This window comes from Actinomycetospora sp. 2LY8.5, from assembly GCF_057180585.1.
This window is the reverse complement of record NZ_JBXUHE010000007.1, coordinates 130760-142093: the sequence shown is the minus strand read 5'-3', so window position 1 is coordinate 142093 and position 11334 is coordinate 130760. Positions and strand designations below refer to the sequence as shown.

9 protein-coding genes are annotated in these 11334 nt (G+C 72.2%); 4 read left to right on the top strand and 5 right to left on the bottom strand.

What is annotated here, in order from left to right; all coding sequences use genetic code 11:
• Positions 1-140 precede the first annotated feature (140 nt).
• Together AC2A1K_RS11800 and AC2A1K_RS11795 are read left to right on the top strand one after the other, a co-directional pair.
• On the top strand, positions 141-1499 hold the full coding sequence (locus AC2A1K_RS11800) for a sodium:proton exchanger (RefSeq protein ID WP_483896484.1): 1359 nt from the start codon (positions 141-143) through the stop codon (positions 1497-1499).
• On the top strand, positions 1496-2551 hold the full coding sequence (locus AC2A1K_RS11795) for a hypothetical protein (RefSeq protein WP_483896483.1): 1056 nt from the start codon (positions 1496-1498) through the stop codon (positions 2549-2551). Before AC2A1K_RS11800 ends, AC2A1K_RS11795 begins: the two co-directional genes overlap by 4 nt.
• A gap of 19 nt (positions 2552-2570) precedes the next feature.
• Here AC2A1K_RS11795 and AC2A1K_RS11790 read toward each other — a convergent pair whose 3' ends face one another.
• The 4 genes from AC2A1K_RS11790 to AC2A1K_RS11775 all read right to left on the bottom strand — a co-directional run bounded on the left by AC2A1K_RS11790 (position 2571) and on the right by AC2A1K_RS11775 (position 7031).
• Positions 2571-3803, bottom strand: a complete 1233-nt coding sequence (locus AC2A1K_RS11790; RefSeq protein ID WP_483896482.1) for an ABC transporter ATP-binding protein — start codon at positions 3801-3803, stop codon at positions 2571-2573.
• A 3-nt stretch (positions 3804-3806) separates the two neighbouring features.
• Positions 3807-4640 carry a carbohydrate ABC transporter permease gene (locus tag AC2A1K_RS11785; RefSeq protein ID WP_483896481.1) on the bottom strand — a complete coding sequence of 278 codons (834 nt, stop codon included), beginning with the start codon at positions 4638-4640 and terminating at the stop codon, positions 3807-3809.
• Between the two features lie 3 nt (positions 4641-4643).
• Positions 4644-5585, bottom strand: coding sequence for a carbohydrate ABC transporter permease (locus tag AC2A1K_RS11780; protein WP_483896480.1), 942 nt, complete (start codon positions 5583-5585; stop codon positions 4644-4646).
• A gap of 144 nt (positions 5586-5729) precedes the next feature.
• A complete protein-coding gene (locus AC2A1K_RS11775) occupies positions 5730-7031 on the bottom strand; it encodes an extracellular solute-binding protein (RefSeq protein ID WP_483896479.1) in 1302 nt (433 codons plus the stop codon).
• Between the two features lie 196 nt (positions 7032-7227).
• Here AC2A1K_RS11775 and AC2A1K_RS11770 point away from each other — a divergent pair, with 196 nt between their 5' ends.
• The gene (locus AC2A1K_RS11770; protein ID WP_483896478.1) at positions 7228-8295 is read left to right on the top strand and encodes a LacI family DNA-binding transcriptional regulator; all 1068 of its coding nucleotides are present in this window, start codon (positions 7228-7230) and stop codon (positions 8293-8295) included.
• Entirely contained in the window at positions 8292-9584 is a 1293-nt protein-coding gene (locus AC2A1K_RS11765; protein ID WP_483896477.1) for a DUF4032 domain-containing protein, read from the top strand. The genes AC2A1K_RS11770 and AC2A1K_RS11765 overlap by 4 nt, the downstream gene beginning before the upstream one ends.
• A 12-nt stretch (positions 9585-9596) precedes the next feature.
• Here AC2A1K_RS11765 and AC2A1K_RS11760 read toward each other — a convergent pair whose 3' ends face one another.
• A complete protein-coding gene (locus tag AC2A1K_RS11760) occupies positions 9597-11273 on the bottom strand; it encodes a glycoside hydrolase family 13 protein (protein ID WP_483896476.1) in 1677 nt (558 codons plus the stop codon).
• Between the last annotated feature and the right edge of the window lie 61 nt (positions 11274-11334).

The window sequence follows — 11334 nt, the reverse complement described above, 5'->3', positions numbered from 1 at the left end:
GGGAGCGTCGGTCTGGGATGCCGATCGACCACCGTGCCGGAAGATCGGCCGCGCTCGCAAACCGGCTGGGTACGGGACCGGCGGTGAGATGAGCGGGGTCGGGCGGATGTGAAACCGGGATGAGGGGTAGACAACCGGACATGGCGACGACGAGCGCGGGCAGGACCCGGCGCGGTGACCGTTCCCCCCTGCTCGTCGCGCTCGCGGTGGCCGTGGCGGCGCCGGGCCTCGTCCTGCGCGTCGGTGGGCTGCACATCTCGCCGCCGCTCGACGCGCTGCTCTTCGGCCTCGCGATCGTCGGGGCGGCGTTCCTGCTCTCGTGGGCCGCCGAAGCCGCCCAGGTCGACATCTCGGCCGGGCTGGCGATCGCGCTGCTCGCACTCGTCGCGGTGCTGCCCGAGTACGCCGTCGACTTCGTCTTCACCATCCAGGGCGGCGAGGCCTACGCGCAGTACGGCCCGACCTGTCTGCCGCCGGGCTCCACCGAGCAGTCACCCTGCGGACTCGCGCTCGCCAACATGACCGGCGCCAACCGGATCCTCGTCGGCGTCGGGTGGGCGCTGGTGGTGCTGCTCGCCGCCGTCCGCCTGCGCCGAGGGGGTGCCGACGCGGGGCGGCCGGGCGGCGCCGGCACGTCGCGCCGACCGGGTCACCCGACGCGCGTCACCCTGCTGCGCACCGACTCGGTGCCGCTGGTGTTCCTGCTCATCGCCACGCTCTACTCGTTGACGCTGCCCCTGCGCACGAGCATCACGATGGTCGACTTCGTCGTCCTCGTCGGGATCTTCGTCGCGTACAGCATCCGCGTCGCCAAGGCGCCGGCCGAGGACCCCGACCTCATCGGCCCCTCCGCCTGGGTCGGGCGCATGGACGCCCCGCGCCGGCGCACCGGCTACATCGGGTTGTTCGTCGTGGCCGCCGTGATCATCGTGCTCTGCGCCGAGCCGTTCGCGGAGTCGCTGGTGGAGACGGGCACCGAGCTCGGCATCAGCCAGTTCTTCCTCGTGCAGTGGCTCGCCCCGCTGGCCTCCGAGGCGCCCGAGCTGCTCGTGGCCGGTCTCTACGCCTGGCGGCTCAAGACCACCGACGCGCTCGCCACGCTCGTGTCGTCCAAGGTCAACCAGTGGTCGCTGCTCGTCGGTACGCTGCCGCTCGTGTTCGCGCTGTCCGCGGGCTCCCTCAACGGGCTGCCGGTCGACGCCCTGCAGCGCGAGGAGCTGCTGATCACCGCGGCGCAGTCGCTGTTCGCGGTCTCCCTGCTGGTCACCCTGTCGATCAACGTCGTCGGGGCGCTGAGCCTGCTCCTGCTCTTCGTGGCCCAGTTCGTCCTCGCCGCGACGCTACCGGCGGCGCTGCAGGAGACCGAGCTGCTGATCCTCTCGGGGGTCTACCTCGGCGCCGCGATCGTGATGTTCGTCCGCCGCCGCCACGACCTCGTGCGGCTCGTGCGCGACGGGCTGCGCACCCCCTACGCCGATCTCGCTGTCGAGGCTCGATGACGACCGGGGTGACCCACCGCAAGCTCGCCGTGATGCTCGTGCACGGCGTCGAGAGCGCCGGCGACCAGTACGCCGTCCGCGCCATGACGCTGCTGCGCGAGGAGTTCACCCGCATCGCCGGAGTGCCCGCCGACGACGCGCTGGTGATCAAACCTGCCTACTGGGCGCCGGTGTTCGAGCACGGCCAGCAGGAGCTCAGCGACCGGATCACCGGGTCCGGTTCCCGCTGGCTGGTCGAGATCCTCGACATGCTCGCCGCGCGGGCCAGCCAGGGGTCGACTCCGGCGCTGCTCGCCGCGGCCTCGACCGCCGGCCTGCGCTGGCTGCCCGGGCTCGACGACGCCCACTTCCCGACGCTGCGCTGGCTGATCGTCCACTACCTCGGTGACGCGGTGGCCTACCAGTCGGGCACCGACGGCACCGGGCACTACGAGCGAGTCCAGGCCGTCCTCGCGCAGACCCTGCACGACCTCGTCGTCGAGGCCGGCGACGAGGCGCCGCTCGCGGTGGTCGGCCACAGCCTCGGCAGCGTCGTCGCCAGCGACTTCCTCTACGACCTGCAGACCGACGCCCCGCTCTCGCCGGACGCGGCCCGCGCGCTGGGCGACACCCCGACCGAACGCGGCGAGACGTTCGGGTGGTTCTACACGCTCGGCAGCCCGCTGGCCCTGTGGGCGCAGCGCCACCCGGACTTCGGCAAGCCGCTGTCCGTGCCGCACCCCGGGTTCGCCGCCCGCTGTCCGGGCCAGCGCGGGGAGTGGGTCAACGTCTACGACCCCGACGACGTCATCGCCTCACCCCTGCGGCCGCTGAGCGAGGCCTGGGCCGACGCGGTCGACGAGGACCGGCGCGTCGCCGTCGGCCCGTGGTGGCTGGGCTGGACGCCGCTGGTCCACCCGTACTACTGGAACGACCGCCGCGTCGTCACCCCGATCGCGTCCCAGCTCGCCCAGGCCTGGCACCGCCTGGAGATCCTTCGCCCCGACCGCCCGCGTCGGCGGGGGGCGACGAGCACCTCGGGGGAGGCTCCGAGGTCCGTGACGCACTCCTGATCATCCAGAGCGGGCCGCGTCAGACCTTCGCCCGCTCCACCTGCTCGATGCGGTCCTCCACGGCCATCTCGGTGAGCTTGCGGCCGGCCTCGGCGTCGCGCGTGAGGTTCTCGCCGGTCTTCGGGTCGAAGACGTGGATCTTGCGGGTGTCGAGCCAGAACTGCGCCTCGCGGCCCTCGCGGATGCGGCTGGTGGAGTCGATCGACACCACGGCCTGGGTCCGCAGCTGGTCCGAGTCGAGCTCGCGGGATAGCTCCTTGAGCTGCTCGGCCACCTCGGCCGGCGCCTCGTACGGGATGTAGGCGTACTGGGCGTCGCCGAGCCACTCGGTGACGTCGACCTTCGCGGTGAACGTCGACCCGTGCGGCTTCTTGGCCTCGTCGACGAGGCTCGCGTCCTCGAAGTACTCGGGCCGGATGCCGACGAGCAGGAGGTCGTGGCCGCGGACCTTCTCGGCACGCTCCGAGCCGAGCTCGACGCCGCCGAACGGCGTCGAGAGGCTGGTGCCCTCGACCGTCGCGGGCAGGAAGTTCATCGGCGGCGAGCCGATGAACCCGGCGACGAAGAGGTTGACCGGCTGCTCGTAGAGCTCGCGCGGCGACGCGACCTGCTGGATCACGCCCTTGCGCAGCACGCAGACGCGGTCGCCGAGGGTCATGGCCTCGGTCTGGTCGTGGGTGACGTAGACCGTGGTGATGCCCAGCCGCCGCTGCAGGCGGGCGATCTCGGTGCGCATCTGCCCGCGCAGCTTGGCGTCCAGGTTGGACAGCGGCTCGTCGAAGAGGAACGCGTCCGCGGCCCGGACGATCGCCCGGCCCATCGCCACGCGCTGGCGCTGACCCCCGGAGAGGTTGGCGGGCTTGCGCTCGAGGTGCTCCTTGAGCTCCAGGACACCGGCGGCCTCCTCGACGCGCTTGCGCACCTCACCGTCGGGCACCTTGGCCAGGCGCAGCGGGAAGGCGATGTTCTCGAACACGCTCAGATGTGGGTAGAGCGCGTAGTTCTGGAACACCATCGACAGGTTGCGGTCGCGCGGGGCCTTGTCGTTGACGCGGTTTCCGGCGATGACCATGTCGCCCGAGGTGATGTCCTCGAGCCCCACGATCATCCGCAGCAGCGTCGACTTCCCGCAGCCCGACGGCCCGACGAGGATCATGAACTCGCCGTCGGCGATGTCGAGGCTGACGTCGTTCACCGCGGGGTAGCCGTCGCCGTACTGCTTGACGATGTGGCTCATCTCGATGGAAGCCATGGGTCATCCCTTCACGGCGCCGTTGGTGAGACCGGCGACGATGCGCCGCTGGAAGAGCAGGACGAGGAGAACGACCGGGATCGTGACGATCACCGCGGCGGCCGCGATCGGGCCGTTCGGCGACTCGAACTGCGATGCGCCCGAGAACAGACCGAGCGCCGCGGGCACCGGACGCGCCGCTTCGGTCGAGGTCAGCGAGATGCCGTAGACGAAGTCGTTCCAGGCGAGGAAGAACGCGATGATCGCGGTCGTGAACACGCCGGGCGCGGCGAGCGGCACGATCACCTTGCGGAACGCCTGCCACGGCGTCGCCCCGTCGACCTGGGCGGCCTGCTCCATCTCCCACGGGATCTCGCGGAAGAAGGCGGACAGGGTCCAGATCGAGATGGGCAGTGTCAGCGACAGGTAGGGGATGATCAGGCCGGGCCAGGTGTTGTAGAGGCCGATCTGCCGCCAGAGGTTGAACAGCGGTGTGACGATCGAGATCACCGGGAAGATCGCCACCGCGAGCGCGGTGGACAGGATGATCTTCTTGCCGGGGAAGTCCAGCCGGGCGATCGCGTACGCGGCGAACATCGACAGCAAGCACGAGATGAACGTCGCGATGAGGCAGATACCGAACGAGTTGACCAGCGCGGGCAGGAAGAGCCCCGCCGCGTCACCGACGAGGATCTGCTCGTAGTTGGCGCCGGAGAACACCGTGGGCAGGAACCGCCCGTTCGCGATGTCGTCGGAGGACTTGAACGACAGCGAGACGATCCACGCCACCGGGAAGAGGCAGTAGACGACGATGAGCAGGCCGCCGATACCCCAGCCGACCTTTTCGCGGGTGGACACCGGCTACTCCCCTCGCGCCTGGGACAGGTCGACCTTGAAGCCCTTGATGAACAGGACGCTGATCAGCACCACCGACAGGAACAGCAGCACCGACACCGCCGACCCCAGCCCGATCTCGACCCGCTCGATCGTCTGGCGGTACGCCAGGAACGACACCGTCTCGGTGCTGTTCGCGCCCGCGGTCATGACGAACACCGAGTCGAAGACGCGGAACGCGTCCAGCGTGCGGAAGAGCACGGCGACCATGATCGCCGCCTTCATGTTCGGCAGGGTGACCCGGCGCAGCCGCTGCCACCACGTCGCGCCGTCGACCTTGGCGGCCTCCTGCAGCACGTCGGGCACCTGCGCGAGCCCCGCGAGCAGCAACAACGAGATGAACGGCGTGGTCTTCCAGATCTCGGCGAGGCAGATGACGAACAGGGAGAGACCCTGCGTGCCGAACCAGTCGGTCTCGGGGGTGGTGCCCAGGAACGAGAACCACGAGTTCACGAAGCCCGAGTCGACGCTGAACGCGAACTGCCACGCGAACGCGGAGACCACGGTGATCACCGCGTAGGGGATGAGGATGACCGTGCGCAGCACCGGCCGCAGCCCCCTGAGCGCGTTGAGCATCACGAGCGCGAGCCCGAAGCCCAGGACCAGCTCGACCGCCACCGTCACGACGGTGATGAACGCGGTGACGCCGAACGACGTCCACCACACCGAGTCGGTGAGGATCACGCCGTAGTTGCCGAGCCCGACGAACGAGGAGTTCTCCGGGTCGGTGAGGCGGTAGTCGAACAGCGAGTCGAAGACCGCCTGCACGATCGGGTAGGCCGTGACCAGCAGCATCACGACGAACGCGGGGCCCGCCAGGTACCAGCCGAGCCGACGCTCGGCCCGCACCTTCTCGTTGAGACCGGACGCCGGGGCCACGGTCGCCGGTCGCTCCAGGGTGGCGCTCACAGGCCACCCCCGTCCGACGGCGCCATGGGCGCGACGAAGGAGCGACCGTGGTGGCGTTCGTTGCGGGGGATCACAGGCCACCCCCGTCCGACGGCGCCATGGGCGCGACGAAGGAGCGACCGTGGTGGCGTTCGTTGCGGGGGATCACAGTAGCGCCTCCTTCCGCAGCACCGCGGTGATCAGCGCCGTGGCGGCCTCGTTGGTGGGGCCGGGCACGACCGCGTCCGGCGGGTGGAACGTGCGCTGGATGCCGCCGGAGACCTCGGCGTAGTACGCGGTCTGCGGTCGCGGCGCGGCCTGGGTGAGCGAGTCACGGATGGCCGGGGCCATCGGGAACTCGGCGAGTACCTCCGGGTCGCTGAACACCGAGATCCGCGACGACGGGTTGCCGTTGGAGACGAAGTAGTAGGCGGAGTTCTCGGGGTTCGAGATGCAGGTCGTCGCCTCGTACGCGAGGTCCGGGTGATTGCTGAACGCGCCCACCCCGAGGTTGATGCCGCCGAGCGGCGGGGCGCTCGGCCGGTCCGGGGTGACGCGCGGGTAGAGCGCCCAGCCGTAGTCGTCGGGCACGGACTGTTGGAGCGTGCCCTCCTCGACCGCGGACTTCGCCTTCCCCCAGACGAACGGGTAGTTGACCATGAACGCGGCGCTGCCGGACTGGAACGACTCGGCGTTCGTGTCCTCGTCGGAGGTCGGGAAGCCCGGCGGGGCGACACCGGCGTCGCCGTAGGTCTGCAGGACCCGCGCCGCCTCGATCCCGGGAGGCGCGTTGAGCCCGAGCTGGACGAGCTCCGGGTTCTCCTCGCCGACGTTGGTGATGATCGAGCCGCCCGCGGACTCCACGAGGGCGTTGACCCACACCGTGAGCGACTCGCCGCGGACACCCTGCGCGGCGATCTGGGCCCGGTTCTGCGACGCGGCCTGGATGATCTGGTCCCAGGTCACCGGTTGGTTCATGTCCAGCCCCATCGCCGCGACCGCGGACTTGCGGTACCAGAGCAGCTGGGTGTTGGCCCAGAACGGGACGACGACGAGGCGGCCCTGCCAGGTCGAGGCCTCGATCGAGCTCGGCACGCGGTCGTCACGCGCGGCAGCCTCGACGGCCGGCGGCATCGGGGCCAGGAAGCCCGCCTGTGCGAACTCCGGCACGTACGGCGGGTCGATGCTCATGATGTCGATCGACGAGTCGTTGGCCGCGAGGCGCCGCACGAGCTGCTGGCGCTGCTCGGAGGCCTGACGCGGCAGCGTCGACGTCGCGATCGTGTAGCGGCCGTTCGCCGCGGCGGTGCAGCGCGCCGCGATCTCGGTCTGCCCCCCGTCGTCGGGGTTGATGTACCAGGTGAGTACCGGCGGGCCGGCCGGCCCCGAGCTGCACGCGGCGGCCAGCGCCGCGATCACCGCGACGGCGACGGCCACGGCGGTGAGCCGCCGTCGTTGGTGGCGCATCGGTCTCCCTCCCGGCACCCACACTCGTTGGAAGCGCTTGCGGTGGCAGCGTGGTGATGGACGTCTCACAAGTCAAGCGAAGCACGTGACTGTGCGAGTGCTCTAGGGCGTTCGGGGCAGTCCGGTGGGGCGCCGAAGGGCATGACCGTCGGAGCGCTCTGGAAGCGCTTGCGGACCGGTGCCATGCTGGTCGGTTGTGACCGAGGACACGACACCAGGGACCGCGGCGACGCCCCGTCCGGCGTCGCCGCAGGTCACCCTCGACGACGTGGCACGGCGCGCCGGCGTCTCGTCGGCCACGGCCTCCCGCGCGCTCGGCGACCACCCGCACGTCGCGGCAGCCACCCGCGCCCGCGTCCGGGAGGCCGCCGAGGAGCTCGACTACGTCGCGTCCCCGGAGGCGACACGCCTGGCGGGCGGGCCGACCGGCCGGGTCGCGGTGCTCGTACCGCACCCGTCGCGGTGGTTCTTCGGCGAGCTCATCGAGGGTCTCGAGGAGTCGCTGCGCGCCGTCGACCTCGACCTCGTGCTGTTCCGCGTCGGGGGTCCCGAGGAGCGGGCGGCGTTCTTCGCCCGCCTGCCGGCCCGGCGCAAGGTCGACGCCGTCGTCGTGCTCGCGTTCGCCGTCGACGAGGCCGAGCACGCCCGGCTGGCGTCCCTGGGTGTCGACGTGGTGGCCGCCGGCGGGCGCGTCGCGTCGTACCCGTCGGTCGGCATCGACGACCACCTCGCGGGCCGCCAGGCGATGGACCACCTCATCCACCTCGGGCACCGGCGGATCGGGGTGATCGCCGTGACCAACGACGGCGAGCTCGCCCCCGATCCCGACGGGCGGACCTCGGCCTGGCGCGCGGCCCTGGCCGACGCCGGGATCGAGCCCGACGAGGACCTCGTCGTGACCGTGCCGTGGGGCGGCGAGGGCGGCGCCGACGGGATGGCGCGCCTGCTCGGGCTGCGCACGCCCCCGACCGCGGTCTTCGCCCACGACGACGAGACCGCCCTCGGCGCGGTGCGCACGCTGCGGCGCGCCGGCCTGCGCGTGCCCGAGGATCTCTCCGTGATCGGGATCGACGACCACCCCGTGGCCGCGCTCGCCGACCTCAGCACCGTCGCCCAGCCCGTCCGGGCGCAGGGCCGCCGCGCCGGCGAGCTGGTGGCGGCCGCCCTGCGCGGGGAGCTGCGGGAGCGGGTGCCGCCCGCCGAGCTCCTGCCGACCCGGCTCGTGCTGCGCGGCACCACGTCACCCCCGGGAGCCCCCCGATGACCCCACCGGATCTGCGCCTGCGTGTCCCCACCCCCGACCTGATCGCCCTGCCCTGGGACCGGCCGCTCGCCGAGTGGGACCCCGCCACCGTGCCGCTGCGCGAGCTGCCCGTCGGCCCGAGCCGGCACCTCGTGCGGTTCGTCGAGGTCGACGGGACGCTGTGGGCGCTCAAGGAGCTGCCGCCGCGCATCGCCGGCAAGGAGTTCGAGAACCTGCGCCACCTCGAGTCGGCGAGCCTGCCCGCCGTGCGCCCGGCCGGGCTCGTCACCCAGCCCGACCACGACTGCTCGATCCTGCTGACGCGCTACCTCACGGGCTCGTGGCAGTTCCGGCGCCTCATCGCGCGGCTGCCCCCGAACCGACCGGCCCAGCGCGCGCGGCTGTTCGACGCGATGGTCGGCCTGCTGGTCGAGCTGCACCGCCACGGCGTGTTCTGGGGCGACTGTTCGCTGGCCAACACGCTGTTCTCCCGCGACGGCCAGCTCTTCCAGGCCTGGCTCGTCGACGCCGAGACCAGCGAGGTGCACCCGTCGCTGTCCGACGGCCAGCGCCGGATGGATCTGGAGATCCTCGTCGAGAACGTCGCCGCCGGGATGACCGACCTCGCCGCGAGCCTCGGCCGTCCACCGGAGATCGAGCCGCAGCTCATCGCCGAGGCGATGGAGCTGCCCGACCGTTACGAGGCGCTGTGGAGCGCGCTGCACAGGCAGGCGCAGTTCGCGTTCGGCGACCGGTACCGCGTCGAGGCCACCGTGCGCGAGCTCAACGACCTCGGGTACGTCGTCGACGAGGTGAGCCTGGCGCCCGCGGAGGACGGCGGGGACGGGGTGGTGCGGCTGCGCGTCGCCGTCGGCGAACGCAACCACCACGCCCGCTACCTGCGCGAGCTCACCGGCCTGGAGGTCGGCGAGGGCCAGGCGCGGGTCCTGCTCGGTGACCTGCGCGCCCACCAGCGGGCCATCGCCCGCGAGCACCCGGAGCGCCGGATCACCGAGGACCAGGCCATCGCCAGCTGGATGCACGACGTGCTCATGCCGGGGATGCGCCGCGCCCACGCCGCGGTGCGCCACGTGGGCACGGCCGTGCAGGCGTACTGCGACCTGCTCGAGGTCCGGTGGCTGCTCTCCGAGCAGGCCGGGGCCGACGTGGGCACCGAGCGCGCGCTGGAGGCGCTCGCCGAACGCGCCCCGGCCGACTCCGCGGCGCGCTCGGTGGTCGTCGACACCGACTCGGACATCCCCGTCATCGAGGCGGACCCGGCGGTGCCGAACGTGCCGCCGGAATGGTGACGAGCGTGGTGGTCAGCTCACGGCCAACCAGACCGCCGCGTCGGCACCCAGCCGCCCGTCCTCGAGCGGCGCGCTCGTCAGCAGCACCTCGTCGTGCGGCGGCAGGTCGACGGACTCGGACCCGAGGTTGACCACGCACGCGAACCCGGGCTCGCGCCGCAGGTGCAGCACCGTGTCGCCGGGCTCCGACACCCAGGTCATGTCCCCGTCGCCGAGCGCCGGGTGCGCGCGGCGGCGGCGCAGCACGGCCCGGTACAGCTCGAGCACCGAGTCGGGGTCGCCGCTCTGGCGGTCCGCCGCGTACGACGTCCACCCCGCCGGCTGCGGCAGCCAGGGCGCCGACGCGCCGTCCGGGCTGAAGCCGCCCGAGCTGCCCTCGCTCGCCGACCACGGCAGGGGCACACGACATCCGTCACGGCCGCGGACGGTGTGCCCGGAGCGCTCCCACGTGGGGTCCTGCCGCGCGTCGTCCGGGATGTCCTCGACCTCGGGCAAACCCAGCTCCTCGCCCTGGTAGACGTACATGCCGCCCGGCAGCGCGGCCTCGAGCAGCAGCGCGGCCCGGGCCCGCCGGATGCCCAGCGCGAGGTCCGGAGGCTCGTCGGACGCATGCGGGACCGCGGACGTCGGGACCTCCTCGGGGGCCGGCGACGGGCGGCCGTAGCGGCTGGGGTGGCGCACGACGTCGTGGTTGGACAGCACCCACGTCGCCGGTGCGCCGGCGGCCCGGAGCTGCCCGGTGGTGACGTCGATGGCCTCGCGCAGCGCGGCCGGGTCCCACGGAGCGACCAGGTAGTCGAAGTTGAACGCCGTGTGCAGCCGGCCCGGGGCGACGTAGCGGGCGAGGCGCTCCGGGGCCGGGGTCCACGCCTCGGCCACGAACATCCGCTCGCCGGGGTACTCGTCGGCCACCCGGCGCCAGGCCTCGTAGACCTCCTGGACGCCGTCGCGGTCGACGAACGGGTGCGTGCCCGGCGCGTAGGTGCTCCCGATGAGGTCCCGCGCGTCGGCGAGGTCGGGCAGCGCGGGGTCCTTGACCAGGCCATGGGCGACGTCGATGCGGAACCCGTCGACGCCCCGGTCGAACCAGAAGCGCAGGACCGCCTCGAACTCGGCGGCGACCTCGGGATTCGCCCAGTTCAGGTCGGGCTGGCCGGGGTCGAACAGGTGCAGGTACCACTGTGCCGTCTCTCCCGGCCTGTCCGCCACGCGCGTCCACGCCGGCCCGCCGAAGTGCGACCGCCAGTTGTTCGGAGGCTCGGCGCCGTCGGGACCCGACCCCGGCCGGAAGACGTAGCGCTCGCGTGCACCCGGCTCGTCGGCCAGGGCCGCGCGGAACCACACGTGCTGGTCGGAGGTGTGGTTGGGGACGATGTCGGGGATCAGCCGCAGGCCGTGCTCATGGGCGTCGACGACGAGCTTCTCCGCGTCGCTGACGGTGCCGTAGGCGGGCTCGATCGTCCGGTAGTCGGCGACGTCGTACCCGGCGTCGGCCTGCGGGGACGCGTACCAGGGATTGATCCACAGCGCGTCGACCCCGAGCTCGGCGAGGTAGGGCAGCTTCTCGCGGATCCCGGCGATGTCCCCGATCCCGTCGCCGTCCGCGTCGGCGAAGCTGCGGATGTAGACCTGGTAGATGACGGCCTCGCGCCACCAGGGGGTCTCGGCGTTCTCGGGCGTATCGGTCACGCCTCCACGATGCCCGACGGGCTCCGGCTCAGGCGTCGGCCGTGGCGCGTTCCTCCCCGGC